Genomic DNA, 26,514 nt, shown 5'->3' with positions numbered 1-26,514 from the left:
ATAGGGCGCCGCACTGTTACAGGAGACCATCGTGCTACCAGCCCGGACGTTCAGCGTGTCGATAAAACAGGAATGGCGCGCTCTCTATGAGAAGATCTGGCGACCGGAGTTTTTCCCCGAGTGGGCCTCTGGCCTGGCGGAATCGGCGCTGCGCCAGGATGGGGACAGTTGGTTGGCCGACGGCGCGGAGGGGCCTGTGCGCATCCGCTTCACCCCTCACAACGACCTTGGGGTCATGGACCATTATGTGGGTTTGGGTGGCGGTGAAGAGGTTCATGTCCCCTTGCGCGTGGTGCAGAATGGCGAAGGCGCGGAAGTCATGCTGACGCTGTTTCGCCAGCCCGGCATGGATGACGAGCGATTTGCCGCCGACATCAAGTGGGTCAACCGTGATCTCAAAAGCTTGAAGAGGCTGGTGGAGGCCTGATCAGGGCGGGCGCATCAGGCCTCGCGCCATTCGCCCTGCGCAATGCCATCCAATGTCCAGTCGCCGATCTGCCATCGCACCAGGCGCAGTGTTGGATGCCCCACCGCGGCCGTCATTCGCCGGACTTGCCGGTTCCGTCCCTCCCGGATCGTGATGCGGAGCCAGCAATCGGGCACGCTCTTGCGGTAGCGGACTGGCGGATCGCGTGGCCATAGGTCTGGCGTATCGATCCGCTCGACCTCAGCGGGCAGGGTGAGCCCGTCCTTCAGCTTTACGCCCCGCCTTAATGGCTCAAGTGCCGCATCGGAAGGGTCGCCTTCGACCTGCACCAGATAAGTCTTGGGCATCTTGAAGCGCGGGTTGGCGATCCGCGCCTGCAATCGCCCGTCATCGGTCAGCAGCAACAAGCCTTCGCTGTCAAGGTCGAGCCGCCCCGCAGGATAGACGCCCGGCCTGTCGATGAAGCTTGCAAGCGTTGGACGCGGCGGACCCGTGCTGTCATCCGTGAACTGGCAGAGCACGCCATAGGGCTTGTTGAAGAGGATCAGCGTCACAGGATCAATCCTCCTCATCGAAGGCGAGGCTGCCCTGGTCGATCAGTGCCTTGATAAGGGCGATCGCTCCGGCCGCTTGAGCAAGCTTTGGATCTGGCGCGACGGTGGAGACGGAGCATAGCCTTTCCGCGAGAGGCGCGGTGTCTTCGCCGCAGTCGAAGCAATGACCATCGACGAACAGCAGGACGGAGGGGCCTTGCCGGATGAAGGCGTAACGGCTTGCCGGATTGCGGCTGAGCGTGGCGCCTTGGGCCAGCAGCGCCTGCACTTCATCGGGAGCGATTGGTTCCTCCGGCCGCCAGTCGGCGTCGGCATATTTGGGTAGGCTGTTGTGAAGCCCGAACCAGCGGGCGAAGGCGTCGCGATCGCTCAGCGCTTCCATCACCATCGCATGCATGCGGTCGAGGGCCGCCGGGCTGATCTCTCCCGGGTTGGACTGGAGGATGAGGTCGGGATCGGCATAACGATCTTCCTCCGTCATGCCATCGGCCTGATGAGCGCTCCAGCCTTCGACGAGGTCGGCGCGGGAAGGGGCGCGAAATCCAATCGAATAGGTCATGCAATCATCGACGAGAGCGACGCCGTCATGCGCGAAGCCGGGAGGCACGTAAAGCATGTCGCCGGGCTCCAAAATCCATTCTTCCTCGGCGTTGAAATCCCGGATCAGGCGCAAATCGTCATGGGGAAGCAAAGGCGTCGAAGCATCGCAGCGCGGGCCGACACGCCAGCGCCGCCGGCCGAGGCCCTGGATCAGGAAGACGTCATATTGATCATAGTGAGGGCCGACGCCGCCGCCGTTGGTGGCGTAACTCACCATGACATCGTCGATGCGCCAGCCGGGTATGAAGCGGAAGGGTTCGATCAGTGCAGCGACGTGGGGGACATGATGGTCCACGGCCTGCACCAGCAATGTCCAGGGGCTGGTTCTCAGTTCGCCAAATCTGGTTTCCGGCAAGGGGCCGCTTTCCACCGTCAGTTTACCGGCTGGTCCGGTGATCAGGCGCGATTCTATGCCTTCTTCGCAGGCGAGGCCGGCGAGTTCGTCCGGGTCGAGCGGGTTGTGCCAATTGTCCCATGGATTGCGGATGAGGAGGGGGCGTTTTTGCCAGAAGTCGTGAAGGAAATCGTCAATTGAAAAGTTTTTGCGATGCATGGGGTGCACATGGGGGGATTGGGGGCGGGTGTCAAAAGCCACTTTTGCGATCCGTGCTATTGAAAATCGGTCGCAATGTCATTAGCAGCGCCCGCAACGAGCGATCCCTGGGGGAACAGATATGACGAATCACACAATCCTGAAGCTGAGCGTGGCGCTGTCCGTGCTGGCTCTGACATATCCGGCCATGGCAGAGGACGCGGCGCCCGCCGCCGGTGAGGCGAGCGCAAGCGAACAGGGAATCATCGTCACGGCCCGCGCGGGGACGAAGACCGAGACGCCGCCGCTGGAAGTGCCGCAGCCTGTCACGGTGATCAGCGAGCGCACCTATTTGTCGCAAGGCGCGATCAGCATCAGCGATACGGTTAAATATGCCGCAGGCGTCACCGCCAACGCCTATGGCCGCGACACGCGCGTCGACAATTTCGTCATCCGCGGGATCGACGCGCTGCAGTTCCGCGACGGCATGCGCGACATTTTCAGCTATTATGCCAGCATCACGTCCGACCCCTATAATTTCTCGCAAGTCGAGATCGTGCGCGGACCGGCATCGGTGCTGTTCGGACAAGGATCGATCGGCGGCCTCGTCAATCTGGTTTCCAAGACGCCGACCTTCCAGACCGGCGGCGAAGCGTCGATCGTCTATGGCAGCTATGACCGCAAGGAAGCCATGGGCGACGTCAATGTGGCACTGTCCGATACGCTGGCGGTGCGCGCGGTCGGCAGGGTGCGCGACGCGGACACCTATGTCGATCATGTGCGGGACGACCGGGTGATGTTCGCCCCGTCCGTCCGCTGGCAGCCGACGCCGGACACCGATCTGGTGCTGCAGGGGCTGTACCAGAAGGACAAGAGCGGATCGACGTCGCAGTTCCTGCCCGTCGTCGGCACCTTCCGGCCAAACCCGAACAACGGTGAGAAGCTGGACCCGTTCCTGTTCGTGGGGAAGCCGGGTTGGGATCGCTATGATGGTCGCACCCTGCAGGGCGGTGGATCGCTTACCCAGCGCTTTGGCGACAATGTGCAGTTGAACGTCAAGGCGCGGTATATCGACAGCAATGTCGAATATTTCACCCATTATGCCGACAGCTATACCAACCCGACTGACCCGTTTTTGCCGTACGCGCCTTACGGCACTTATGGCCGCACCATCGGCCTGATAGCCGATGCCAGCGATGCGCGTATGAACGTGTTTTCGACGGACAATAATCTTCAGTTCAAGTTCAATACCGGCGCCAATATCGAGCATAAGCTGCTCGTCGGCGTTGATTATAGCTGGAACAAGGTCGGCAAGAGAGCAGCTGTAACGCCAGGCTTCTATGACGCAGACGGAAATTTCACGCTGGATAATGTCGAAAAGATCGACATTTACGACATCGATTATGACGCGCTGCAGACCTATGATCCGAGCGGTCCATTTGCCTACGCTTCACAAAAGCAGCTTGGCATTTATGTGCAGGACCAGATCCGCTTCTGGGACCGCGTCTCGGTGGTTCTGGGCGCGCGGCGCGACCGGGTGACGACTTCGGGAACGGCGGTCAGGGACAAGGCGACCACCTTCCGTGCGGGCATCATCGGCGAAGTGGGTGCGGGTTTCTCGCCCTTCTTCAGCTATACCGAAAGCTTCCTGCCGATCGCGATGACGGTCGATGGCGGCAGCCCGGCCCGGCCGCAGCGCGGGACGCAATATGAGGTTGGCTTCAAGTGGCAGCCTGAACGCAACACGCTGATCACGGTGACCGGCTTCCATATCAAGGAAATCAACCGCATCATCTATGGCTCGGCTGGCTCCATCACGCAGTCCGGGGAGATCACCAGCAAGGGCATCGAGATCGAAGCAAGCCACCAATTGCCCGGCAATTTCGAACTGCTGGCCAATTACGGCTATAACAAGCTGGTGTCGCACGATACGGCGACCTTCGATTATCTGCCGCGTCATACGGCGTCCTTGTGGACGACGAAGACGTTCGGCCTGGAAGATGGCGCGCAGCTGCGGCTCGGCGCGGGCGTCAACTATACCGGCAAGCGCACCTCCATCGGTTCGGCCTGGACGCTGGTGACGCCGAGCTACACCTTGGTCGATGCTCTGGCGGAAATCAGCTGGAAGGATTGGCGCTTTGCGGTCAATGCCACCAACCTGCTGAACAAGCAGTATTTCGCGTCCTGCCTGGCGCGCGGTGATTGTTTCGTGGGCGCGCCTCGTAATGTGATGGGGACGGTCAGTTATCGGTTCTGATCTCGCCTGTTCCCCTCCCGCAGGCGGGAGGGGTTAGGGGTGGGGCGAGCGGTAGCGAGCTTTTGACCTTTGAGCGTTGTGAGCGATTGCTGGCGCAATCATGCCCACCCCCAGCCCCTCCCGCTCTGCGGGAGGGGAGCAGTGAGGTAGGCCCGTCCCGCGTGCGGGAGGGGCTACTGTGCTAATCTGGCCTTGACTCATTATGGAACTCACCGATACCCATTTTGCGAAATATGGGAAAGGATGAGGAATAATGGCGCGTTTGGAAGGCAAGGTCGCGATCGTCACAGGCGCGGGCCGTCAGGGTAATATCGGCGCGGCGGTGTGCGACGCATTTCTGCGGGAAGGTGCGCTAGCCGTGATCGCCACCGATCTGCGGACCGAAGATGCGGTCAGCAGCGAGATGGAGGGCAAGCATGGCGCTGGCCGGTTCAAGCTCGTCGCGCAGGATGTGACGCAGGAGGCCGACTGGGCCAAGCTGGTGTCGTCGGTCATGGCCGAATATGGCGCGATCGACGTGCTGGTGAACAATGCCGGCATTTCCATCCACGGCGGTATCGAGCACACGTCGCTGGAAGACCTGCACAAGGTCATGGCGGTCAACCATGATAGCGGTTTCCTGGGCATCAAGCATTGCGCCCCTGCACTGGCGGAAGCGGTGAAGCGCTTTCCCGGCGGCGGATCGGTGGTCAACACCGTGTCGATGGCGTCCCACATGCCCAATGCCAATAATCTGAGCTATCATGTGTCCAAGGCGGCGCAGCGCATGCTGACCATGTGCGCTGCGATCGAATTCGGCCCCAAGCGCATCCGCGTCAATTCGGTGCATCCGGGGCAGACGACCACGCCGCTGCTGAGGGAAGGCTATGAGGGCTATGCACAGATGGGCCTTTATGAATCCGCCGAGGCGGGTATTCAGGAACTTGTGAAAATGTGTCCGCTCGGCATCGAAGCCTTCCCGGAAGATGCGGCGCATGCCTTTGTCTATCTGGCATCGGATGAGTCACGCTTCGTAACTGGCGCATCGATCTATCATGACGGTGGGCTCGGCCGTCAATATTAAGCGGGATTGATGAGGGGCGGCCGAGGCTGCCCCTTGTCATGTTTCAAGATTTTTGTGCTGTTTGCTGTTGTCATGGGCGGGCGTTGGCCTGAAGGCAGAGCTAATATTGTTGGTCTTCGCTTCTGCGCAAGTTGAGCTGTTGATCCGTGGCGGGCTCGCAGCCATCAATTGACTGGTGGGAGCCTTAGCGCTTGGGTCGAGGCGTGACCGTCTTACACTAAGGGACTCGCGTCAGGCGTTTTGCGTCACCCTCAGGATTGACTCCCCGTTGTGATGCTTGGGCAGCATCGGAGGAAGCGGGACCCCGGATCAAGTCCGGGGTGACAAACATTCAGACATTGCGATGTTGTATGCGACAGCCAGCGGCCCTGCGTTTGGGAAGGCTCAGCCCGGACGCGTACGAGCGTTGTCCGCGACGGGCATCAGGCCCCGTGCGATCAGTTCCGCGACGCGGAGGGCCTTTGCATCGGCCTGTTCCTCGGTCAGGGGCTCGGCCGTGCCTGCCGAGACAGCATCGACCATGTCCTGCGACAATAGCCAAAGGAACATCGATGCGACCTCCTCGCAATCAATGGTACGGATCAGGCCGCGTTCCTGAAGCCGTTCCAGATAGGCGCGGAGCGGCGCCTGCTGGCGCGCGGTTCGTGCCTCACCCATGGCATCGCGAAACTCGGGGAAGCGCAAGCCTTCGCGCATGCTGATCGCGGTCACGGCATGCGCGGCTTTGGTCCGGGTGCTGCGCATGATCATGCGGGCCCATTCATAGAGGCCCTCTACCGGATCGTCCCGGTCGAGCAGGCGCAGGTCGGCAGCCATGTGCCTGTCCGCGATCCGGTCCAGAACGGCGCGCAGCAGTCCGGGCTTGCCGCCATATTTGGCATAGATGGTCTTTTTGGAAACGCTGGCGCGCTGAGCGATCAGTGTCAGCGTGGCGCGTTCATAGCCAAGTTCGATCAGCGCTTGTTCGGCCGCCTGGAGCAGTGTTTCGGCGCGTTCTTGAAGCTCTGCCGCGCGCGGACGGCCCGCGCCGCTTCGCATTTTCCCCTGGTGCATGGTGATGGCTTGGCTTGATCGCGGGCGGAGCGCAAGGCCCAGCTGTACGAGAAAAAGCGTCCCGCCTTGCCCCAGAAGGCGGGACGGGACGCTCCGACGGTCGCAGGCCGCCCCCGGGAAACCGTGCGCGGGCCGCGTCCGGAAAGGGAAACATGCTAAGCCGTTGATAGTTCCCGAGAAGATCAGCCACTGGCGGGGACGGGCCGAACCGGCGATGTGATGAGATTCTTTCATCGGCCAAGGCCATGGCGATTTGCGTGTTTCGTCATTCCGGTCATTGCGGCCGATATTGGAACCACATCGCGCGGTTTTTGTGCGATAAGAGGCCATGACCGGACTCACTGTCGATCGCCCCGCAGGCGCTGCGGAGGATTGGACGATCCCACAGGATTGGGACAGCTATTCGCCGCAGGATCATGCCGTCTGGGATGCGCTGTTCGCGCGGCAGGCCGCCCTGCTGCCGGGAAGGGCGGTGAAGGAGTTCATCGACGGGCTGGACATATTGCGCATCGCGAAGCCGGGCATTCCGAACTTCGAGGACCTGTCCGAACGGTTGATGAAGAGAACCGGCTGGCAAGTGGTCGCGGTGCCGGGATTGGTGCCGGACGATGTGTTTTTCGAGCATTTGGCGAACCGGCGCTTCGTCGCGGGGCGCTTCATCCGCAGGCCCGACCAGCTGGATTATCTTCAGGAACCGGACGTATTCCATGATGTGTTCGGTCATGTGCCGCTGCTCGCGCATCCGGTCTTCGCCGATTATATGCAGGCTTATGGCGAGGGTGGGCTGCGTGCGGATGGATTGGGTGCGATCGAAAAGCTAGCGCGGCTCTATTGGTATACGGTCGAGTTCGGGCTGATCCGGCAGGATGCGGAATTGAAGATTTACGGCGCGGGGATCGTTTCGTCCTATGGCGAGTCCCTGTTCGCGCTGGATGATCCGTCGCCTAATCGCATCGGGTTCGGCCTCAAGCGGCTGATGCGGACCAAATATCGGATCGACGATTACCAGCAGTCCTATTTCGTGATCGACAGTTTCGATGATCTTCTGCGTCAGACTGTCGAGATGGATTTCGCGCCACTTTATGAAGAGTTGAAGCAGGAAAGCACCATAGAGGCGGACGAGATCATCGACGAGGATCATGTCTTCAACCGGGGAACACAGGATTATGCCAGATCCAAAGCCTGACGAAGCAGCCGTGAGCATGCGCGTAACGCTGCACGGATATTGGCGATCGTCGGCGGCCTATCGTGTTCGCATCGCGCTTAGCCTTAAAGGCATTGGCTATGATCAGGTCAGCCATGACCTGCGCGCGGGGGAGCAGCGGGGCGCCGATTATCTTGCGATCGCGCCGCATGGCCTGGTGCCCGCTCTGGAGGTGGGCGGCAGGACGCTCATCGAAAGTCCGGCGATATTGGAATGGATCGAGAGCAAATGGGCCGATCCGCCTTTGCTGCCAAGGGATGCGGATGAGGTCGCGGTGGTGCGGTCGATGGCGGCGCTGGTCGGATGCGACATCCACCCGATTAACAATCTGCGAGTCCTCAATCGGTTGCAGAGCCAATTCGGGGCGTCCAAGGATCAGGTGAAGCTATGGGTGCGGCATTGGATCGCGGAGGGCTTTGCGCCGCTGGAGCAGTTGGTGGCGCGGCATGGGGCGGGGTTCGCCTTTGGGCGCGCGCCGACATTGGCCGACTGCTATCTTGTGCCGCAGCTTTATAGTGCGCAGCGGTTCGGGGTCGACCTGTCGCCCTATCCAAGGTTGATGGCGGCGGGTGAGGCTGCGCTGGCGCTGCCCGCCGTGCAGGCGGCGCATCCGGATCGGCAGCCGGACGCGGATTAGGCCGTCTGTTCGGACTTGTTGAAGACGGCGAGTTGATCGGCGAAGGCGCGCTGGTAGGCGGGGCGCTGTTCGGCGCGGGCGATATAGGGTGGAAGATTGGGGTAGAGTTTGAGAAGCCCTGACCCGGTGAGCCTGCGCAGGACGGTGACCATCAGCAGGTCTCCGGCGCTGAAGTCGCCCTCCAGCCAATCGCGGTCGCCGAGCCAGTTGGAAAGTTCCGACAGGCGCTGCTTCACGCGCGCATCGAGGAGGGGCATGCGTGCTTCATACCAGCTTTCGTCGCGTTCGAGATATTTGGGCATTTCCCGTTCAAGGATCGGCGGTTCGACCGTGTTGAGGGCGGCGAACATCCAGGCGGTGGCGCGGGCGCGGCCATGGAGGTCCGCAGGCCAGAGGCCGCCATGCCGGTCGTCGATGTGCAGGATGATCGCGCCGGATTCGAAGAGGGTGAGGCCATCTTCCTCATAGGTCGGGATCTGGCCGAAGGGCTGGGAGGAGAGGTAGCCGGGCTGTTTCATCTGCGCAAAGGAGAGGAGCCTGACCTGGTAGGGGAGGCCAGCCTCTTCCAGCGCCCATCGCACCCGCATGTCGCGCGCCATGCCCCGGCCGCGATCGGGGGATCGTTCGAAGGCGGTGATGGTGATGGTCATCCTTCAACTCCGGCTGGCATCGGTGCATGGAAATTACCTCTTCGAACCGTCAAAGTCGAATGGCGCGATCGGTACGCAACCGATCCGGACGGATGCGGGTTGTCATGGTCGCATGGCACGGCGCCATCATGGGGTGCATATGAGCTGGATGGCGCTGCAGGCGGGGTTCTGGGGACTGGTTGGCGGTTCCGCGCTGCTTCTGGGAGCGATGGTCGGATATCTGGTTGCCCTGCCGCAGCGGCTGATCGCGGCGATCATGGCGGTGGGCGCGGGGGTGCTGATCTCTGCAGTTGCGTTCGATCTGATGGACGAAGCTTATTCAAAGGGCGGGTTCGATTCCGCCGCCTTGGGCTTTCTGGCTGGGGCGGCCGCTTATACCTTCGCCAACATTCTGGTCACGCGGAATGGGGCGATGCATCGGAAGCGGTCAGGCTCCAACCCGGATCAGAGCCAGCAATCGGCCGATGCGGGATCGGGCATGGCCATCGCGATCGGCGCGCTGCTGGATGGGATACCGGAGTCCATCGTCATCGGCGTCAGCTTGCTGGAAGGAGGAGGTGTCAGCATGGCAGCGGTTGCGGCCGTGTTCCTGTCCAACGTGCCCGAGGGGCTGTCGAGCGCCGCGGGCATGAAGAAGGCCGGGCGCAAGCCTGCCTATATCTTCCTGGTGTGGGGCGGGATCGCGTTGGCGTCGGGGCTTGCGGCGCTGATCGGGAATGTGGTGCTGGCCGACGCGGGCAATGAGGTGATCGCGGCGACGATGGCGGTCGCCGCTGGCGCGATCCTGGCGATGCTGGTCGATACCATGATACCGGAAGCGACCGAAGAGACGCATGAATTTTCAGGGCTGATCGCGGTCGCGGGATTCCTGTTGGCGTTCGTGCTTTCGAAGATGGGCGGATGAGATATGGGAAGCATCATATCCGAGTTGCTTTTCCGTCACCCCGGATCAAGTCCGGGGTGACGATTATTCGAACATGATCATGCCCAGGTGGGCGCCCGCCCGCCTTGCAGCGGAGCGCTGTCAGAGTTCGCTATCGTAGCGCGACATTTCCTCGCGATAGCGCGCGGTCATCCGATCCTGATCGGCGGGGGGTAGCTCGTCCTTCAGATGAAGGAAGCGGTCATTTTCCTCTTCATAGACGTGATGAGCGACCGCGCCCTTGATATGCTCAAGCTTTTCCTGCCAGTCGTGGCTGAGCGGATCGAGTTCTTCCAGGAGCGCCAGTTGGACCTTGGCGGCCTGCTGTTCTTCGTAGGCCATGGCCATATGGCTTTTATGGTCTTTGGACAGTTGAGGGTAGATGACGGCTTCTTCAGCGCTGGAATGGCTCGTCAGCAGGGCGGCGAGCTTTCTTTGCGCACTCGTCCGGCTCTGCGCATCGGCGGCGGCTTCTGCTTCGGAGAAGGCGGCCTCTATCTGCTGATGATGTTGCAGTATCTGGTCGAGCCAGTCGCCGGGCGCTGCCGCGGCACGCGCTTTCTGCCGCGCTTCGGCACGATCTTCCTCGGATTCCGGCGGCGTGACTGCCGCGACGATCCTGTCGAGAACGGACATTGCATGCTCCTATTGCTGAACGGATCGGCCGTGCAAAAAGGCACGGCCTGACATTCCAGCAATCCTCGCAGGCTTCGCAGGGTTCCGGGGCCGGGCGGCAAAGCGCGCCGCCGCTAACCCAGATTGCAAAGGCGGATGCGCGGCCCCGTCAGGCCGCGATCTTGTCCAGTTCGCTGATCAGGCGCAGGAACTCCACCTCATTTTCGTCATGAGGCGTGCCGTCCTCATGGAAGATGTCGTGGAACCAGCGTTCCTTCAGACCATCGATGTTGGGGTTTTCCCACTTGTCCCATGGCAGATGCGTCTGCGTCTTGCCACGGACCAGGCCCCAGCAGAAGGTGCCGACTTCATGCTCCTTCGCCACGGGGAGGATCGCCTGGAAGGTGCTGCCCGCCGGCCGCGCCATATATTCGGTGCAAAGCAGCGGACGGCCCATGGTCTTAAGCCATTTCACGCGCTGTGCGAAATCTTCGGCGATGCCGTAGTTGTGGAAGGAGATGACATCCGAATTCCCGGTCTGGGTCCGCTGGATCGGACTCAGCAGGTCAGGCGCGGACCAGTCGCCAAGCCAGATGCCGCTGGTGAGCGGGTGTATCGGATTCATTTGCCGCGCCCAGCCGAATGCTTCGACCAGCAGCGGCACGACGAGATCAGCCTTGGCCTGCAACGCGACGGGATCGCAGAGCGCGACTTCAGGACCATTGTCGGGCTCATTCCAGATGTCCCAGGCGAGTACGCGCGGGTCCTGGCCGAAGCGGCCAACGACGCCCCGGACATAGGCTTCCAGACGATCATGTTCGTCGGCGTTCATCAGCGTCGGCATGCCGGGCGATTGCACCCAGCCGCTGTTATGGACGCCTTCGCGCGGTTCGGGCTGAGGCCCAAGCGCCGGTTCGGGGTGCCAGCAGGAATCGAACAGCACCAGCATCGTGCGGATGCCGTGGCGGTCGGCGACGCCAAGGAAGGCCTCGATGCGGTCGAGGAAGCCTTGCGCATCCTCCAGCCACAGCAGGTCATGCAGATAGACACGAACCGAGTTCATGCCCACCGACGCCGCCAAGGCGAGTTCGCGGTCGATGGTCGGCAGGTCGAAGGTGGTCGCCTGCCACATCTCCAACTGATTGATCGCATTGGATGGTGTGAAATTGCAGCCAACCAACCAAGGTTGAGCCTTGAACCAAGCATGTGCCGCTTCCGGCGTCCAACGTTCACTCATAACTGTACCCGCTCACGACCCCCGTCCGATTCGACGGCTCTTTAATGGCGCGCCACTACGAACCCCGCTAATTTAGAACAAGAGGGTTAACTGGATATGAGTAAGTGGAATTTTCGATCGATTCCGATCGATTTTTAAGCGGCGTTTTGCATCGATTGTTCCCGGAAATGCTGGGCAAAATGTTCCATGGCCGAAAGGAGCGAGGGAAGCTGCGGACCTTGGGCCGTGGCGAGCGCGACGTTGGCGGGACGGGGGGCGGGCCAGCCGAAAACGTGATGAGCGACGGCATGGACGCGTGAGGGGTCATGGCCGCATATTTCAGTGATGCTTTTTGCGAAATCGGCCCAGGAAAGAGCTTGGCCATTGGTGAGGTGCCAAAGGCCCGCCTCTCCGTCGATCAGCAGGTCGAGCGATGCCGTCACCAGATGCGGCACATAGGTCGGTGAGACGACAAGATCAGACGCCGCGTGAAATTCCTCGCCCCGTGCAAGCGCCGAGACGACAGCAGTCGCGAAATTATATTGGTCGTAGGGAGAGAAGAAGGCTGCGGTGCGCGCGATCAGGTGCTGGCCGGAAAGCTCCGCGATGCCTGCTTCCATCCGCGCCTTGCTGCGCCCGTAGCTGTTGCAAGGGGAGACGGCATCGCTCTCGAGATAGGCAGTGCCTTTGGTGCCGTCGAAAACGAGGTCGCTGGAGAAGGAGAGCGTCGGGATGCCTTCACGCTCGCAGGCCTCGGCAAGCGCGATGGCGCCCAGTGCATTGGCGAGCATGCAGGCGGATTCCTCAGTTTCTGCTTCGTCGACCCGCACCCATCCGGCGGCGTTGACCACTGCCCAGGGGCGCAGCCTTTCCAGCGCCGCGCCGATGCTGGCGCGGTCGGAGAGGTCCAGATCCTGACGGCTCGTAAGGATGAAGGGGATGTTGCGGAGCGAACAGGCGCGGGCCATCGCCTGTCCCAAGGTGCCCGTCGCACCACAGATGAGCAGGGGTTGAGGCGATGTTGGACCGCGAGAACCGGCGATGTGCTGCGTGATCGGCGCGGGCCGTTGAACAGGCGGATGAACCATGCGGACGGGCCTATGCCACCAGCCCGCTTCTGTCGTGACAGGCGGACGAGCGGCCTTGGTCGCCAGCGCTTTCACCAGGGAAGCCATGGCGGTTGGACGAGGTTGGCCGCTGCTCACGTCCCAGACGCCCGGCTCATAGACGCCCGGCCGGGTGAGAAGCGTGTTCCAGCCGGTGCTGCCGAGAAGGGACCAGATGGTCACCGCTTCCACCGGCACGCCCTGATCATTGAGACGGGTTGCGATGTCCCATGCCTGCGCCATCCAGCGAAGCTGTTCCTCGCGGGTGCAGCCATTATGCACTTCGGTGATGGCGACCGGCAGGCGATAGCGTTCCCACGCTTCGCGCAGCGCGCCTTCGAGCCCCTGCGAAGGTGGATCGAGCACGCGCACTGCCTCCACATCCGCGTAAAGCTGCGTCTCGCTGCCGCCATGCAGATGCCGGGGATAGCGTTGCAGGCGATGATCGAGGAAGCGGTCGCTGGTGAGATAATGGTTGATGCCGATCACGTCGGGCGGGCAGGGATCGTCGAGGATCGTTTGCAGCCGATGTTCGAGCCCGAACGCCGCGATGCGTTTCCAGAAGGGATCGCTGCGGTCGATCTTTCCGCAAAGAAGATCCCATCCGGTCCAGCGCCGCATATTGTCGAATGTGGCCTGATCCCGGAGCGCGGCGGTGGCGTAGGTGCGGCCAAGGTCGTCCGTCTGGATCAGGCGTGCAGCAGGGTTGATGCGGCGGATGGCCCGCATCGACAGGCGGGTGGCATCGACCTGATTGAGCAGCGCCAGCCAGAAGTCGCGTTCGGAACGCAGATGCGGATACCAATGCCCGTACAGCGCCGAAAAGCGCGCGGTCGTCAGGGGTTCGTTGACGGGCGTCCAGTCTTTGATCCAGGGATAGCGTTCGGCGACATGGCGGGCATGAGTGGCCAAACCTTCGGCAAAATCGTCCGAGACGAGGCTGGTATAGCGCGGCCCGCTGCCATGGTGGATGAGTCCCGCGATGACCCGGATGCCGAGTTCGCGCAGGCGGGAGAGCCTCTGGTCGCTCCACGCCCAATCGCATTGATCGGGATGATCCGGGCTGGTCCGTTCCCAGAGCACAGGGTAGCGGATCGCCTTTATGCCGAGTTCGGCGAAGCGGTCGAGATCCTCCAGCCGATCCTGATGGCCGCTCAGGCGGATCTGATCGCCATAATGTTCGTGCACCCGGTTCACGGTGCACTCAAGGCCGCCCCATAGCTGCGGAAATTTGGTCATTTCGGATCCCCTCTGATGGCTTTTGGAAGAGGAAGCGGTTCTGACGGTGCCCCCGAGTAGGTCGAAACGGTCCAGCCGTTCAAGTGGATGCCTCTAAATAGCATCCTTCCGCCAACTTATATCAGCGGCAGGGCAGGAACGCGTAAGCTACTCCCGGGGTTGTGTCTGCATTCATCATCCAGAAAGGTACGCGCTTATGGTCCCGCCCCATTCGTCCACTCGGCATGGAACAGGACCAAGTCCCAAACCCGGCGCTCATACGTTAATCTGCTTCAGTCATCTTCGTTGGAATTTCGTATTCCAGCGCCCGCAGCATTTGATGAGCCGCTTTGCCGCACACTCCCAGGTGCTGTTCTGGGAGGAGCCCAACCATGTCGCTGAGCTGAAGGCGCCCGACCTGCATGTCGAAACCTGCGCCCAAACAGGGGTCACGGTGGTTACGCCGCAGCTGCCCGCCGGGCTGCCCAGGGAGCAGGAGTGCGAGGTTCTGAAGCAGCTGCTCGACCTTTATCTCGCCGGGGAACCGGGGCCGTTCATCCGCTGGTACTATACGCCGATGATGCTGCCCTTTTCCGAACATGTGATGGCGGACTGCATCATCTACGACTGCATGGACGAGCTTGCCAATTTCAAGGGTGCGCCGCCCGAACTGTTGCCGTTGGAGCAGCGGTTGCTGTCGCAGGCGGACCTTGTCTTTACCGGCGGCTACAGCCTGTATGAAGCGAAGCGGGACAAGCATCCCGCCGTCTATCCCTTCCCGTCGAGCGTCGATGCCCAGCATTTCGCGAAGGCGCGCCTTGCCCGCCCGGCCAATGACGATGGGCGCCCGCGCCTTGGCTTCTATGGCGTGGTCGATGAGCGGATGGACGTGGAGCTGCTCGCCGCGCTGGCGGATGCGCGGCCGGAATGGGTGCTGGAGATCATCGGTCCGGTGGTGAAGATCAGCGAGGATGATCTGCCCCGCCGCGACAATCTGCGCTTCCTTGGCGGCCGGTCCTATGAGGATTTGCCCGCTTGCGTCGCGGGATGGGACGTTGCGTTGATGCCCTTTGCCATCAACGACGCGACGCGCTTCATCAGTCCGACAAAGACGCCCGAATATCTGGCTGCTGGCAAGCCGGTCGTGTCCACGCCGATCGCGGACGTGATCCGCCATTATGGCGACATCGAAGCGGTGAAGATCGCGCCGCGCGGGGAAGGCTTCATCGCCGCCTGTGACGAGGCGCTGGCCTTGGCGCGCGGCAATGGGCAGTGGCTGAAGGAAGCGGACCAGCTGCTTGCGGGCATGTCCTGGGACAAGAGCTTCCAGCAGATGGACAGGCTGATCAAGGATGCGCTGTCGCGCAGCGTCCACGCTCATCCGATCGTCTCCCCCACGTCCTGGAGCAGCAGCCGGTCGCATCATTATGATGTGATGGTGGTGGGCGCAGGCTTTGCCGGCGCGGTGATGGCGGAGCGGCTGGCGGCCGATGGCGGCAAGAAGGTGCTGGTGGTCGACCGGCGCCCGCATGTCGGCGGCAATGCCTTCGATGAATATGATGCCAATGGAGTGCTGATCCATCGGTACGGGCCGCACATCTTCCATACCAACAGCGAGGAGATATTCAGCTATCTATCGCGCTTCACCAAGTGGCGGCCCTATGAGCATCGGGTGCTGGCGGCCGTCGATGGCATGCTGGTGCCGATGCCGATCAACCGCACGACGCTCAACATGCTCTACGGCCTTGACCTCAAGACGGAAGAGGATGCGGCGGCCTTCCTGGCCGCGCAGGCGGAACCCGTATCGGTCGTCCGCACGTCGGAAGATGTGGTGATATCGGCTGTCGGCCGGGAGCTGTATGAGAAATTCTTCCAAGGCTATACGCGCAAGCAGTGGGGGCTAGACCCGTCGGAACTCGACAAGGCGGTAACGTCGCGCGTGCCGACGCGGACCAATACCGACGATCGCTACTTCACCGACAAGTTCCAGGCAATGCCGCTGGAAGGCTATACGCGGATGTTCGGGCGCATGCTGGACCATCCGAATATCGATGTCCTGCTGGGTGTCGATTATTGCGAGGCGCGCGATGCCTATCCGCATGATCATCTGGTATTCACAGGGCCGATCGACGAATATTTCGGCTATCGTTTCGGCAAGCTGCCCTACCGGTCCTTGCAGTTCGAGCATGCGCAGCTGGACCAGGCACAGTTCCAGCCGGTTGCGGTGGTCAATTACCCGTCGCCCGCGACCGAATATACCCGGATCACGGAATATAAGCATTTGACCGGGCAGCAGTCCCCCCGCACGAGCATCACCTATGAATATCCGGCTGCAGAAGGGGACCCCTATTATCCCATCCCCCGGCCGGAGAACCAGGCGCTGTTCAAACGCTATGAAGCATTGGCGATGGTGCAGCCGGACGTCAGCTTCGTCGGACGTCTCGCGACCTACCGCTATTATAATATGGATCAGGTCGTCGGGCAGGCGTTGGCCACCTACCGCAAGATGGCCCAGCGCCAGATCCGCGAGCAGGTTGTCCCGGCAGCCATTGAACTAAGGCCTTCATCGGGCGCGGCTTAGCTGCTCCCCGCCGCTGTTGCCGGGGATGCGGCCGGAGCGTGATCCGATTTCTCTCTGATCGGATCACGCTCCGCTCGTTCAAAAGCGCTGCCCGATGACATGGGAGCTGCAATGCGTATCCATCATCTTAATTGCGGCACGGATTGCCCGCTGGGCGGCAGTCTGTTCGATGGGACCAGCCATGGCCTGACAGGGCGGCTGGTGTGCCATTGCCTGCTGGTCGAAACGGACGGCCATGGCTTGGTTTTGATCGACACGGGCTATGGATTGCGGGATGTTCATCATCCCCATGCGGGCTCCCATTCCCGTATCACCCGCACGATGCGCGCCCTTCTCAACATCAAGTTGAAGGAGGAGGAGACAGCATATCGGCAGATCGAACGGATCGGCCTTTCCCCGTCCGACGTGCGGCACATCCTGCTCACGCATCTCGATTTCGATCATGCCGGTGGGCTGGAGGATTTCCCGCAGGCGCAGATCCATGTGATGGATGCCGAATACAGGTCAGCGACTGGCCCGCGCCGTGGCTTTGTCACGCGCAACCGTTACCGGCCAGCGCAGTGGAATGACGTCCGGCAATGGCGGCGCTACGGCGCAAGCGGAGAGAGATGGTTCGGGTTCGACGCCGTGCGCGATCTGGAAGGATTGCCGCCTGAAATATTGATGGTCCCCTTGCCGGGCCACACCTGGGGCCATGCGGGAATTGCGATCCAGTCGGGTGGCCGCTGGCTGCTGCATGCGGGAGACGCCTATTTCTACAGGGGTGAGATGCGAGGGGCGGCGAGGCATTGCACGCCGGGCCTGCGCGCTTACCAGAATATGATGGAGGTCGATCGGCGGGCGCGATTGGAAAATCAGGATCGCCTGCGCCGATTATCCATCGAGCAGCGGCATGAGCTATCCATCCTCTGCGCGCATGACCGGGTGGAGTTCGACCGTGCAACGGCGGGGCGGCTGCTCTAGCTACGCCGCGAAGGATCTCGGCCGTAGCCGTCATTCTGAAGGACCACGCTGCCGCCGTCGGGAAAGGCGGTCAGGTAGAGGATATAGACGGGCACCGATTCAGGAAGGGGGACGCGCAGTTCGGTGGCGTTGACCGCGCCCATGGCTTTGCCGTGCATGAGCCAGGTGTAGAGGCGTTCTGCGTCCGCCACGCGGACGCAGCCGGAACTCAGCAGACGATCCTTGCGGGCGAAATTCTGCTTGGCGGGTGTGTCATGCAGATAGATGCCGAGCCGGTTGGGCAGCATGAACTTGACCGCGCCCATCATGTTATCCGGACCCGGCAGTTGCCGCACGCGCAGCTTGGCGGTGCCCGCTGCAACCGCCGGCCAGTCTACCTCGTTGGCCTGGAGGATGCGGGCGTCATCGCCCCATCCCGACAGCAGTTCCAACCGCTCCTGTTCCAGAAGGGCGGGGCCGTCCGAAGCGATACGGGCTGCCCGAGCCTGGATGAGATCAGGCGGGAGGTTCCAATAGGGGTTGCGGACGGAAAAGCGGATCAGCCCGGCAAGCGACGGCGTCTGATGCTGCTTGCGGCCCACGATGACGGGCATTTCGCCCACGTTTTGGCCGTTTTCAACCATGATCAACTTGGCCGATGCGCTGTTCACAAGAATGTAGCGGCGGCCCGGATCAGCGGGAAGGGCGCGGAGCCGGTCCATGTTGATGAGGAGGGCCTGCTCATAATCCGGATTGGGGAGCCTTGTCGGATTGATGCCGGTGCGGCGATAGTCGCCAAGCGCCTTGCGTAGCCGCTCATAGAGCGGGTGCATCTGCCGGACCTGGGCGAGGTAGGCTGTGGCGGAAGGCGGATCGGCGGCTGCGCGGAGCAAGGTGTCGGCGCTGGTTTGCGGCGCGAGACCGGCGTCCACATAGAAGACCCGGTTGCTTTCAGAGGGCGTGCGGAGGGCGCGGACATAGTTGAGCAGGGCTTGCGTCAGCAGGATTTCGCGATCCATCCCCTTCTGCCGTGTGGCGGTTATGGCCGCACTGAAGCTTTCGGGATCGAGGCCGTCTTCGCCTGCATTCGCCAGCACGCGCCGGAACATGTCCGCAGCCGCATCCGTCCAGAAGGGACGGTGAGCGCGGGCGCGGTAAAATTGCTGGATTGCGGCAGCATCTGCCGCTGCGCCTTCCAATATTATCGCGGGCGTACCGGCTGTGGGCGCATGGCCGATCGCGGGGCTGTCGCTTCGAAAGCCCAGAAGTGCAGCAACCGCCAGCGCGCCGATGCACATCCCGGCGATTTGTGTCCTTGGCATTGAAGCGGACGGGCCGCTGCCGCCTGGTCGCGGCGTTACGGCAGCGGCGTCATCCGTTCTGGCTGTCAGCCGCGTTCTCCAGCACGCGATACCGCCGAGCCGCCAGTGCTGCTGTCTGATCCGGTCGTGCCATATTGGTCGCCGCTCATCGAGCCACTGCCGGTCGTTCCGGTGCTGCTTTCAGCCTGGCCTGAACCGTAGGTGCCGCTGGTGCCGCTTGTCGAGCCGGTCGAGCTGCCGCTACCCATTGTCCCGGTCGATCCCGACGAGGTCGTGCCGCTGGTGCCGCCGCTCATCGTGCCTGAAGTTCCGGATTGCGCCGTACCGCTGCCGCTGCCACTCCCGCTAGTGGTGCCTGCATTCTGCGCCAACGCAATTCCGCCTGCGGTCAGAGCGCCGAGCGCGCCGACTATTGCAAGTCTTTTCAACATATCATAGATTCCCTCTACTTGGGTGGGGCCGGGGAAACGAGGTGGTTACACTGTCGTTCCGCGCATGAATATTTGTTTTAACTTGAGTTACGCGTTTAATTGTTACGCTTACGTTTGGGTTGGGGGGCTTCTTGACATTCCGGACATTGCTGCTCGTCGCAGCCTTCGCTTGCGGGTCCGCGGCGACGCTGCCGGTGGAACGGCCGACCGTGGCGATCATCGATAGCGGTGTTGCGATGACCGCCGAACTCGCGCCGCTGCTGGTCGCGGAATATGACGTGGCGGCGCGCCCGGCGAGGGCGCCATTTCATCCGCGTTATGATCATGGCACGATGGTCGCGACGATCCTCGCCCGCGCCGCTGGGCGCGATGTCGGGATCATATCCATTCGCATTGATGATCCTGAAGGATGCCCGGCGAATGTCAGCCCGCCTTGCCAGAATGATCCTGCGCCGGTCGCGGCCGCAATCCGGAAGGCCACGGCGCTGAGGGTCGACGCCATCAACATCTCGCTCGCGCTGGGCCAGGATGACGGCATTACGGCAGCCGTGCGGGAGGCCGGAGCGAAGGGGATCAAGGTCGTGCTGGCCGCGGGCAATGAGGGATGGGATCATCCCGGCAATCTCGCCCCTGCGCGTGAGGCTTTTCCCGCTGCCGTGCTGGTTGGCGCGTTGGACGGCGCGGGCCATCCGTGGAGCGGCACGAACCGGCCGGGACCTACGCCGCGCGACTATAATTATGTCTGGCAGCCTGGCGTCAAAGTGCCCACGGCCGCTGCCGATGGAAGCGCGGTGCGTGGCACGGGCACATCCTTCGCCGCGCCGATCGAGACTGCACGATTGTTGCGGACCATCGGGCAGGTTCGGGCTTCCTCCCGGACCGCCAACGGGATTTCCTGAAGCCATATCAGCTTCTTTTGGCCGTTATTGAGGCAAGCTTCGTCTAAATTGACTTGATCAGGAACAAAATGCTTGGGGCGCCGATTATAATCCTGTGAGATGGAATTGAGGCGGCTTGTCGATGTTGTCCTTCATCCCCTTGTTATTCGACAATGATCTGGAGGCCGGTGTTTTGCGCCGGTTCGACAAGCCGCATCCTCTCATCTGTAAAAGGGGCACATGAAGTGACCCAAGGAAGAGGATGGACATTGGCGAGCGCCTGCATGCTCGCACTCACCGCGTGTACGACGGCGACTCCCTATCAGCCTTTGGCGGAACGTGGATCGGTGACCGGCGGCTTTTCCGATGAACAGGTGGAAGCGAACCGGTTCAGGGTCACATTTTCCGGCAACAGCATGACTTCGCGTGACACGGTTGAGCGCTATCTGCTGTATCGGGCCGCCGAATTGACGCGGCAACAGGGATATGACTGGTTCGTCATGGCCGACCGGGCGACGGAACGGCGCAGCAGGACTTATGTGGACCGGCCGTTCAGTTCGGGCATGTACGGCTATTGGGGCCCGTCGTGGCGCTATTATGGCCGTGGGTTCGGCTGGCGGACCTGGGACCCATTCTGGGGCGATCCTTTTTGGGACAACAGCATCGATGTACGCACCGTGGATCGTTATGAGGCGACGGCCGAGATCGTCATGGGCCGTGGGCGCAAGCCAATGAATGACGTTCGCGCCTTTGATGCCAGCGAGGTTCTACGAAATCTCGGACCCAATATAATGCGCCCTACGTGACCAGGCTGCCTGGATGATGGCCGCAGGGGGCGCGGCGGGTTGATGAATATGGTTGAGCCTTGGACCCACCGACGGTCCAAGGCTCAATTCCGTGCATGCGACCGCAGGCGTCAGCGGCCAGAGCCGCTTTGTCCGGGCGCGGACGTGCCGGCAGATCCCCTGGCACTGGTTGGGGCATCGGTGCCGGAGACGGCGCCCCGCGTGCTTGTCTCGCCATCGGTCATGGCGCTCCCGGCGCCTTCGCCTGGAATACCGTCAGGAACTGTCCCAACCGTGGTGTTGCTGGGCGCGAAGGTGGAGTCGCCGGAATCGGCCTGGTCCGACGGAGCGCAGGCCGCGACGCCCATGGCGATGATCATGATGGGAAGGGATTTTGGCACTTCATCTCTCCTGTTCTGGCATGGCAAGCAACCGGCCATGGGCGCGGCTGTTCCGGGGAACAGGCTTTTGACAATAGTGGGTTAATGCCATCGGCGTTCAGACGGTGACGGGCGCCTGTTTCCTGCCGGTGTCGCCGAAGACACGGAGATAGCGCGCGATTTCCGCCGCGTTGCCCGTCGCTTTTTCAGGGTTGTCGGACAATTTGACGGCGGGCCTTCCATTTGCTTCCACCACCTTGCAGACGAGGGAGATCGGGTCGAGTCCGTCGCCTGGAAATGGTGCGCACTGCCGGAAGTCGTTGGTGAGGTTGGTGCCCCAGCCAAAGCTCATCCGCACCTGACCTTCGAAATGCCGGTAGGTCTGTTCGATCGCATCGACATCCATGCCATCGGAGAAGATCAGCAGCTTGGTGCGAGGGTCGCGCCCCTTGTCGCGCCACCAGCGGATGATCTGCTCCCCGCCCTCGATCGGCGGCATGCTGTCGGGGCGGAAGCCGGTCCAGTCCGCGACCCAGTCCGGCGCGTCGCGCAGAAAGGCAGCGGTGCCGAATGCATCGGGCAGCACGATCAGCAGGTTGCCGCCATAAAGGGCCCGCCAATCCTGAAGGACGCGATAGGGTGCCGCTGCCAATGCTTCATCGCTGTCCGCCAAGGCCCCCAGCACCATCGGCAGTTCGTGCGCGTTGGTTCCGATTGCCTCAAGGTCGGCGTCCATCGCCAGCAGCACATTGGACGAGCCGATGAAGCGATGCCCGAGACCTTCCTTCAAGGCTTCCACGCACCAGCGTTGCCACAGGAAACCATGGCGGCGCCGGGTGCCGAAGTCCGATATGACGAGGTTCGGCAGACGGCTTAGCCTTTCCACCTTTTCCCATAATTTGGCCTTGGCGCGGGCATAGAGCACGTCCAGGGCAAAGCGCCCGCGATCCTTCATCGCCGCGCGGGAATGCAGTTCGTTGATGATGGTGAGCGCGGGAATTTCCCACATGGTCGCATGCGTCCATGGGCCGGTGAAGCGCAGCTGATATTCGCCGTCCGCCCCGCTCAGTTCATAGTCGGGCAGGCGGAAGTCGGCGAGCCATGCGATGAAGTCCGGGCTGAACATCTGCGTCTTGCCATAGAAGCTGTTGCCTGCGAGCCAGATCAGTTCCTTTTTCGCGAAACACAGCGATCGGGCATGGTCGAGCTGCGCGCGGAGTTCGCCTTCGTCGATGCTGTCGGCAAGCCTGACCGAGCGGCTGCGGTTGATGAGCTGGAAGGTGACTTCGACGTCCGGATAAAGACGCCAGATCATCTGGAGCATCAGCAGCTTGTAGAAGTCGGTGTCGAGCAGGCTGCGGACGATGGGATCCAGCCGCCAATTATGATTATAGGTGCGGGTCGCTATGTCCGTGAAAACCATGGGCCATCCTGTCGGGGGTCAACGGCCAAGGCGGTTCCGGGGATCCATTTTCTTGTGCCCATCGGCAATGTGCCGCATCATTGATCCGCGCTTGGAGGAGTGAAGTGGCAGGATGACAATTTTGGCCAAGGACATGGCGGAAAAGCCCGCTAGCAGTCGTGCGGCCTATCTGGAGCGGCGGCGAGCGGCGACGCGCGACGGGATCATCCGGGCGGCACGGCAGGTGTTTGCCGAAGCGAGCTATGTCGATGCGAAGATCGACGACATATTGGGCGCGGCTGGAGTCAGCCGGGCCACTTTCTATTCGCATTTTGAATCGAAGCTGGAGCTTGCCAGCGCCATCTATGAGGAGACGGTGCCGCAGACGCGAGCCTTGTTCGAACGGCTGCCGCTGCTGGCGGGGCAGGATCGGTCAGCGGTCAGGGAGTGGTTGGCGGACTTTGTCGGTATCCATCTGGAACATCGCTATGTGACGCCGCTGATCGCGCAGTTGCAATTGTTCGAAACTGGCTTTCGAGCCCGAATATTGGCGGATACCGAGGTGCTGATCGACCTGGTGGCGGGATCAGGCGTCGATGCCTTTGCCAAGGCAGGCACAGACGATCGGCAGCGCATCAAGGTGCGGCTGTTGTTCAATCAGATTGCGCATGTGTGCGCGGAGGTGGCCCGGGGCGAGTTTGGCGTGCAATCCGACATCTGCCTGGATTTGATGGCAGAGGAAATTGTCCGGTTCGTGAAACCGGCTGCCTGACGGGCCGTGAAAGCCGGTAGACTTGAAACCAGACTGAGAGTATGGTTTCAAAAAGAACAGGAGTAGGAGAGCGCCCGTGGTGATCCGGGTAGGCATTGTGGGTGCGAGCCCCGATTACGGCTGGGGCTCTGGCGTTCACCGCCGGGTGATCGAACGATTGCCGGGCTTCACGCTGCAAGGCGTATGCACGACGCGGGAGGAAAGCGCCCGGGAGGCCGCCGCCAGGTTCGGGGCGCCGCTGTGGTTCACTGATGCCGAAGTGCTGGCGCAACATCCCGACATTGATCTCGTCGCGATTTGCGTGAAGGTGCCGCATCATCATGCGATTGCCAGGGCAGCGCTGAACGCGGGCAAGCATATCTATTGCGAATGGCCGCTGGCGATCAGCGTGGAGCAAGCGGAGGAACTGGCGGCACTGGCGCGGCGGCGGGGCGTCAAGGCGATGATCGGCCTCCATCTGCGCGGATCACCGGTGATGACCCATGCGGCCAACTTGGTCGCGGAAGGCTATGTGGGCAGGCTCGACAGCGTGACGCTGCATGCGCGGATTTTCGGTCCGGTGATGCGGGCGATGGCGATGCGGGCAGGCGGCACGACGCTCCTGTCCATCTATGGCGGACATTTGATCGACGCCATGGACCATCATTTCGGCGCGATCGAGGATGTCGATGTGCGCGGGGCGATCCATTTGCCGCCGGTCGATGAAAATGGTGCGCCGATTGATCGGGATGCCGACGATCATTTGCTGTTCGAGGGCAGGCTGCGGGGTGGCGCGCTGTTCCAGATGAACCTTGCAGGCGTGTCGATGAGCGGCATGGGTTGCGAGTGGCGCATCGAGGGCAGCGAAGGGTCATTGCTGTTATCGACGCGCGACCCAAGCCTTCCCGCGATAGAATCCTTGGTGCTGCATGGCGTACGAGGGGGTGGCGCGATGGAGCCGATCGCCATCCCCTCTGCCCTGGAATGCGCGGCGATACCTGCTGAACCAGACCGCTACAGCGCCTATCCGGGCAGCTTCGCATCGCGCGAGGCGCTGTCGTCCATCGGCAATCTCTATACGCGTCTGGGCGAAGCCATAGTGAACGACGCAGAGGTTGAGCCAGATTTCGATCGGGCGGCCGCCATCCAGAACCTGCTTGCCCGTCTGGACGGCGCAAGCTCTCCCCGTGCATGTGCACAAGCTGCCGGAGTTACGCCATGAAAGCTGAATTGGAAATCGCCGATACCGCGCAGGCCGACAATGCCGAAGAGGTCACGTCGGGTAGTGCGATCTTCTACCTGAACGGCCGCCGCAAGGTGCGGACGGAAAGCAGTGTGCTGGTCAGCTCTTCGCGGTGGCTGAACGATGCGCGGGTGCGCGAGTGGATCTCGACCGAAAATTTGCGGCGCAACGGTCATGATTATCCGCTGCTCTATGGTCTTCCGACGCTGATGCAGGCGGTCGATGAGGTGCGTGATGTCGAAGAGGCCGAAAGGCTGGTGGCGGAGGAACGCCTCTGTAACCCGGCATTCGACCAGTGGCTGAACGAAGCTTTTGTGTCGACCTACAGCAAGGATGATCTGAAGGAATATCCGGAGGGTTCGGTCGGCCGCCAATTGTTCGAATATATGGATGAGTTCGACCTTTCGCCTGAACTCAACTCCCGCATCCTGGACAATCCTGATTGGAAGCCAGCGAATACGCTAGACTATTGGAACCTGCGCATGGGACAGACCCATGATGCCTATCATATATTGGGCGAAGTAGGATTTGGATCAGTCGCCGAATATTTCATCACCGGCGTGGTCACGGGCAATGTGTTCCGGCATCTGGGCGCGGAACTGGCGGGCGCTCTGATGACGGTCAATACGCTGATCATGTTCCCTTGGATGACGCGGACGATGCTGCATTATCCGGGGGCGTGGCCGGGTTTGTGGCGGAACCTGTCCTATGGCTATGAGGTGGGGCAGCAGTCGGACGCGCTGTTCACCGCGAAGTTCGAGGAGATCATGCACCTTTCACCCGCCGAGGCGCGGGCGGCGCTGGGCTGGCGCGGGCACCGGGAGGGCGTCGATAGTAGGCAGGCGTCGATGATCTTTGGCGAGGGGCGGGAGATCATTCCCTGAAGTTGTGGCGCGGGTTCTTGAAAGGGAAGAAGAGGACTTCGACAAGCTCAGTCTGAACGGTGCTTGTATGTTCCGGACAGAACAGAATGGGAGGAGGCGCTTAGCCCCCTCCCGATATCTTACTTCCCGTCGAGATGGGCGAAGTCGAACTGGCTCGTCGGAATGATGTCGATGCGCGAAAAGTCGATGAAGCCTGCGCAGCTGTCCGCCATATCCTTTGTATTGCGGGCGAATTTCTCATCATCGCCGACTGCGTCGAAGAAGGCGGGAGAGTTGGTCATCGCTTCTGGCGTGAAGCATTCCTCGACAAAGGCATCATAGTCGGGTGCATTGGGCGTCAGCGCGCGAACGATGATATTCTGGACATATTCGAAATTCGCCTGCGTATCGATGGCGACGCGGGTGTGGTGCCGGTGCCAGTGCGCGACGGCATCGTCCCAGCTCATGTCCGAGCGGAAGGAGATGAAGCTCGCCTGCGACCAGCCCCAGGTGCGTGACCCGGCCTGCGGCGCATGATCCCGGTTGGGAATGATGGTGGATTCAGCAACGACCCACAGCTCGAAGCGGCTGCTATGTTCGGCCAGGATGTCGTCAATGGGTCCGCGGAAATGGGCATTGGCGGTGGGTAGCCAGAATTGCACCACCGCATCCTGCTGCGGCTGCTGCCATGTTTGCAGGAGGGGGGCAGCTGGTTCCACGGTCGCGTCGCGCAGGTTCAGGCGGATCGCAGTTGCGCCCGCATCCTTGAGCGCAGCGGGGAGCGCGGCTTTCAACTGTTCGGCATAGTCGGCGCGGGTGACGCCCTCGGGCGCCCAAAGAGCGCAGATCAGCTTTTCCATTCAGATCTCTCCATCAATCTTT

The 26,514-nt window shown here is 61.8% G+C and carries 25 protein-coding genes; 13 read left to right on the top strand and 12 right to left on the bottom strand.

Annotated elements, in window-relative coordinates; all coding sequences use genetic code 11:
* Nucleotides 1-55 precede the first annotated feature (55 nt).
* The gene (locus tag ACYU8T_RS15550) at nucleotides 56-427 is read left to right on the top strand and encodes a polyketide cyclase (protein ID WP_461160181.1); all 372 of its coding nucleotides are present in this window, start codon (nucleotides 56-58) and stop codon (nucleotides 425-427) included.
* A 14-nt stretch (nucleotides 428-441) separates the two neighbouring features.
* Here the strand turns inward: ACYU8T_RS15550 and ACYU8T_RS15545 are convergent, their stop codons facing one another.
* Together ACYU8T_RS15545 and ACYU8T_RS15540 are read right to left on the bottom strand one after the other, a co-directional pair.
* Nucleotides 442-981, bottom strand: a complete 540-nt coding sequence (locus tag ACYU8T_RS15545; RefSeq protein ID WP_176502290.1) for a pseudouridine synthase — start codon at nucleotides 979-981, stop codon at nucleotides 442-444.
* Between the two features lie 4 nt (nucleotides 982-985).
* Nucleotides 986-2,134, bottom strand: a complete 1,149-nt coding sequence (locus ACYU8T_RS15540) for a JmjC domain-containing protein (protein WP_461160180.1) — start codon at nucleotides 2,132-2,134, stop codon at nucleotides 986-988.
* 121 nt (nucleotides 2,135-2,255) lie between these two features.
* Between ACYU8T_RS15540 and ACYU8T_RS15535 the strand changes: the two genes are divergently transcribed.
* Together ACYU8T_RS15535 and ACYU8T_RS15530 are read left to right on the top strand one after the other, a co-directional pair.
* Entirely contained in the window at nucleotides 2,256-4,370 is a 2,115-nt protein-coding gene (locus tag ACYU8T_RS15535; RefSeq protein ID WP_461160179.1) for a TonB-dependent siderophore receptor, read from the top strand.
* A 253-nt stretch (nucleotides 4,371-4,623) separates the two neighbouring features.
* Nucleotides 4,624-5,433 carry an SDR family NAD(P)-dependent oxidoreductase gene (locus ACYU8T_RS15530; RefSeq protein WP_461160178.1) on the top strand — a complete coding sequence of 270 codons (810 nt, stop codon included), beginning with the start codon at nucleotides 4,624-4,626 and terminating at the stop codon, nucleotides 5,431-5,433.
* Between the two features lie 384 nt (nucleotides 5,434-5,817).
* Here ACYU8T_RS15530 and ACYU8T_RS15525 read toward each other — a convergent pair whose 3' ends face one another.
* A complete protein-coding gene (locus ACYU8T_RS15525; RefSeq protein WP_461160177.1) occupies nucleotides 5,818-6,471 on the bottom strand; it encodes a TetR/AcrR family transcriptional regulator in 654 nt (217 codons plus the stop codon).
* A gap of 343 nt (nucleotides 6,472-6,814) precedes the next feature.
* Here ACYU8T_RS15525 and phhA point away from each other — a divergent pair, with 343 nt between their 5' ends.
* Together phhA and maiA are read left to right on the top strand one after the other, a co-directional pair.
* Nucleotides 6,815-7,672, top strand: a complete 858-nt coding sequence (gene phhA, locus ACYU8T_RS15520) for a phenylalanine 4-monooxygenase (protein WP_461160176.1) — start codon at nucleotides 6,815-6,817, stop codon at nucleotides 7,670-7,672.
* A 16-nt stretch (nucleotides 7,673-7,688) separates the two neighbouring features.
* Complete coding sequence (maiA, locus tag ACYU8T_RS15515; protein WP_461160175.1) at nucleotides 7,689-8,327, top strand: maleylacetoacetate isomerase; 639 nt, start codon at nucleotides 7,689-7,691, stop codon at nucleotides 8,325-8,327.
* On the opposite strand, the gene ACYU8T_RS15510 is transcribed toward maiA, so the two are convergent.
* Entirely contained in the window at nucleotides 8,324-8,977 is a 654-nt protein-coding gene (locus ACYU8T_RS15510; protein ID WP_461160174.1) for a glutathione S-transferase family protein, read from the bottom strand. The two genes, maiA and ACYU8T_RS15510, sit on opposite strands and share 4 nt — an antisense overlap.
* On the opposite strand from ACYU8T_RS15510, the gene ACYU8T_RS15505 reads away from it, so the two are divergent.
* Nucleotides 8,967-9,881, top strand: coding sequence for a ZIP family metal transporter (locus ACYU8T_RS15505; RefSeq protein WP_461160173.1), 915 nt, complete (start codon nucleotides 8,967-8,969; stop codon nucleotides 9,879-9,881). The two genes, ACYU8T_RS15510 and ACYU8T_RS15505, sit on opposite strands and share 11 nt — an antisense overlap.
* Nucleotides 9,882-10,001: 120 nt before the next feature.
* On the opposite strand, the gene ACYU8T_RS15500 is transcribed toward ACYU8T_RS15505, so the two are convergent.
* From ACYU8T_RS15500 to ACYU8T_RS15490, 3 genes are all read right to left on the bottom strand, one after another.
* Nucleotides 10,002-10,535 (bottom strand): hemerythrin domain-containing protein, encoded by a 534-nt coding sequence (locus tag ACYU8T_RS15500; protein WP_461160172.1) that lies wholly within the window; start codon nucleotides 10,533-10,535, stop codon nucleotides 10,002-10,004.
* 148 nt (nucleotides 10,536-10,683) lie between these two features.
* A complete protein-coding gene (locus tag ACYU8T_RS15495; RefSeq protein ID WP_461160171.1) occupies nucleotides 10,684-11,751 on the bottom strand; it encodes a cellulase family glycosylhydrolase in 1,068 nt (355 codons plus the stop codon).
* 134 nt (nucleotides 11,752-11,885) lie between these two features.
* Nucleotides 11,886-14,075, bottom strand: a complete 2,190-nt coding sequence (locus ACYU8T_RS15490) for a sugar nucleotide-binding protein (protein WP_461160170.1) — start codon at nucleotides 14,073-14,075, stop codon at nucleotides 11,886-11,888.
* Between the two features lie 319 nt (nucleotides 14,076-14,394).
* Between ACYU8T_RS15490 and glf the strand changes: the two genes are divergently transcribed.
* Nucleotides 14,395-16,635, top strand: a complete 2,241-nt coding sequence (glf, locus tag ACYU8T_RS15485; protein WP_461160169.1) for a UDP-galactopyranose mutase — start codon at nucleotides 14,395-14,397, stop codon at nucleotides 16,633-16,635.
* Nucleotides 16,636-16,746: 111 nt separating this feature from the next.
* A complete protein-coding gene (locus ACYU8T_RS15480) occupies nucleotides 16,747-17,598 on the top strand; it encodes an MBL fold metallo-hydrolase (RefSeq protein ID WP_461160168.1) in 852 nt (283 codons plus the stop codon).
* Here the strand turns inward: ACYU8T_RS15480 and ACYU8T_RS15475 are convergent.
* On the bottom strand, nucleotides 17,595-18,899 hold the full coding sequence (locus ACYU8T_RS15475) for a L,D-transpeptidase family protein (protein WP_461160167.1): 1,305 nt from the start codon (nucleotides 18,897-18,899) through the stop codon (nucleotides 17,595-17,597). The genes ACYU8T_RS15480 and ACYU8T_RS15475 overlap by 4 nt on opposite strands.
* Nucleotides 18,900-18,964: 65 nt before the next feature.
* Nucleotides 18,965-19,330, bottom strand: coding sequence for a hypothetical protein (locus ACYU8T_RS15470; RefSeq protein ID WP_461160166.1), 366 nt, complete (start codon nucleotides 19,328-19,330; stop codon nucleotides 18,965-18,967).
* Between the two features lie 131 nt (nucleotides 19,331-19,461).
* Here ACYU8T_RS15470 and ACYU8T_RS15465 point away from each other — a divergent pair, with 131 nt between their 5' ends.
* Both ACYU8T_RS15465 and ACYU8T_RS15460 read left to right on the top strand, forming a co-directional pair.
* The gene (locus ACYU8T_RS15465; protein WP_461160165.1) at nucleotides 19,462-20,229 is read left to right on the top strand and encodes a S8 family peptidase; all 768 of its coding nucleotides are present in this window, start codon (nucleotides 19,462-19,464) and stop codon (nucleotides 20,227-20,229) included.
* A 167-nt stretch (nucleotides 20,230-20,396) separates the two neighbouring features.
* Nucleotides 20,397-21,014, top strand: coding sequence for a CC0125/CC1285 family lipoprotein (locus ACYU8T_RS15460; RefSeq protein ID WP_461160401.1), 618 nt, complete (start codon nucleotides 20,397-20,399; stop codon nucleotides 21,012-21,014).
* A 110-nt stretch (nucleotides 21,015-21,124) separates the two neighbouring features.
* Here the strand turns inward: ACYU8T_RS15460 and ACYU8T_RS15455 are convergent, their stop codons facing one another.
* Together ACYU8T_RS15455 and pncB are read right to left on the bottom strand one after the other, a co-directional pair.
* Nucleotides 21,125-21,394 carry a hypothetical protein gene (locus tag ACYU8T_RS15455; protein ID WP_461160164.1) on the bottom strand — a complete coding sequence of 90 codons (270 nt, stop codon included), beginning with the start codon at nucleotides 21,392-21,394 and terminating at the stop codon, nucleotides 21,125-21,127.
* Between the two features lie 97 nt (nucleotides 21,395-21,491).
* Nucleotides 21,492-22,796, bottom strand: a complete 1,305-nt coding sequence (gene pncB, locus ACYU8T_RS15450; RefSeq protein WP_461160163.1) for a nicotinate phosphoribosyltransferase — start codon at nucleotides 22,794-22,796, stop codon at nucleotides 21,492-21,494.
* 112 nt (nucleotides 22,797-22,908) lie between these two features.
* Between pncB and ACYU8T_RS15445 the strand changes: the two genes are divergently transcribed.
* The 3 genes from ACYU8T_RS15445 (at nucleotide 22,909) to ACYU8T_RS15435 (ending at nucleotide 25,653) form a co-directional block, all read left to right on the top strand.
* The gene (locus ACYU8T_RS15445; RefSeq protein ID WP_461160162.1) at nucleotides 22,909-23,547 is read left to right on the top strand and encodes a TetR/AcrR family transcriptional regulator; all 639 of its coding nucleotides are present in this window, start codon (nucleotides 22,909-22,911) and stop codon (nucleotides 23,545-23,547) included.
* 76 nt (nucleotides 23,548-23,623) lie between these two features.
* Entirely contained in the window at nucleotides 23,624-24,748 is a 1,125-nt protein-coding gene (locus ACYU8T_RS15440; RefSeq protein WP_461160161.1) for a Gfo/Idh/MocA family protein, read from the top strand.
* A complete protein-coding gene (locus tag ACYU8T_RS15435; protein WP_461160160.1) occupies nucleotides 24,745-25,653 on the top strand; it encodes a Coq4 family protein in 909 nt (302 codons plus the stop codon). Before ACYU8T_RS15440 ends, ACYU8T_RS15435 begins: the two co-directional genes overlap by 4 nt.
* A gap of 119 nt (nucleotides 25,654-25,772) precedes the next feature.
* On the opposite strand, the gene hsh3 is transcribed toward ACYU8T_RS15435, so the two are convergent.
* Entirely contained in the window at nucleotides 25,773-26,492 is a 720-nt protein-coding gene (gene hsh3 / locus ACYU8T_RS15430) for a 7-beta-hydroxysteroid dehydratase Hsh3 (RefSeq protein WP_247232837.1), read from the bottom strand.
* Nucleotides 26,493-26,514: the final 22 nt, after the last annotated feature.

The organism is Sphingobium sp. TomMM35A, assembly GCF_054771735.1.
The sequence above is the reverse complement of the archived record's forward strand: the minus strand, read 5'-3'. Positions and strand labels throughout refer to the sequence as shown.

Bases quoted from the DNA above. Each gene is read 5' to 3' on its own strand.
- ACYU8T_RS15540 (WP_461160180.1), bottom strand. From the start codon at position 2,134: ATGCATCGCAAAAACTTTTCAATTGACGATTTCCTTCACGACTTCTGG.
- ACYU8T_RS15535 (WP_461160179.1), top strand. From the start codon at position 2,256: ATGACGAATCACACAATCCTGAAGCTGAGCGTGGCGCTGTCCGTGCTG.
- ACYU8T_RS15530 (WP_461160178.1), top strand. From the start codon at position 4,624: ATGGCGCGTTTGGAAGGCAAGGTCGCGATCGTCACAGGCGCGGGCCGT.
- ACYU8T_RS15525 (WP_461160177.1), bottom strand. From the start codon at position 6,471: ATGCGAAGCGGCGCGGGCCGTCCGCGCGCGGCAGAGCTTCAAGAACGC.
- phhA (WP_461160176.1), top strand. From the start codon at position 6,815: ATGACCGGACTCACTGTCGATCGCCCCGCAGGCGCTGCGGAGGATTGG.
- maiA (WP_461160175.1), top strand. From the start codon at position 7,689: ATGCGCGTAACGCTGCACGGATATTGGCGATCGTCGGCGGCCTATCGT.
- ACYU8T_RS15510 (WP_461160174.1), bottom strand. From the start codon at position 8,977: ATGACCATCACCATCACCGCCTTCGAACGATCCCCCGATCGCGGCCGG.
- ACYU8T_RS15500 (WP_461160172.1), bottom strand. From the start codon at position 10,535: ATGTCCGTTCTCGACAGGATCGTCGCGGCAGTCACGCCGCCGGAATCC.
- ACYU8T_RS15495 (WP_461160171.1), bottom strand. From the start codon at position 11,751: ATGAGTGAACGTTGGACGCCGGAAGCGGCACATGCTTGGTTCAAGGCT.
- ACYU8T_RS15490 (WP_461160170.1), bottom strand. From the start codon at position 14,075: ATGACCAAATTTCCGCAGCTATGGGGCGGCCTTGAGTGCACCGTGAAC.
- glf (WP_461160169.1), top strand. From the start codon at position 14,395: ATGAGCCGCTTTGCCGCACACTCCCAGGTGCTGTTCTGGGAGGAGCCC.
- ACYU8T_RS15480 (WP_461160168.1), top strand. From the start codon at position 16,747: ATGCGTATCCATCATCTTAATTGCGGCACGGATTGCCCGCTGGGCGGC.
- ACYU8T_RS15475 (WP_461160167.1), bottom strand. From the start codon at position 18,899: ATGCCAAGGACACAAATCGCCGGGATGTGCATCGGCGCGCTGGCGGTT.
- ACYU8T_RS15470 (WP_461160166.1), bottom strand. From the start codon at position 19,330: ATGTTGAAAAGACTTGCAATAGTCGGCGCGCTCGGCGCTCTGACCGCA.
- pncB (WP_461160163.1), bottom strand. From the start codon at position 22,796: ATGGTTTTCACGGACATAGCGACCCGCACCTATAATCATAATTGGCGG.
- ACYU8T_RS15445 (WP_461160162.1), top strand. From the start codon at position 22,909: ATGACAATTTTGGCCAAGGACATGGCGGAAAAGCCCGCTAGCAGTCGT.
- ACYU8T_RS15435 (WP_461160160.1), top strand. From the start codon at position 24,745: ATGAAAGCTGAATTGGAAATCGCCGATACCGCGCAGGCCGACAATGCC.
- hsh3 (WP_247232837.1), bottom strand. From the start codon at position 26,492: ATGGAAAAGCTGATCTGCGCTCTTTGGGCGCCCGAGGGCGTCACCCGC.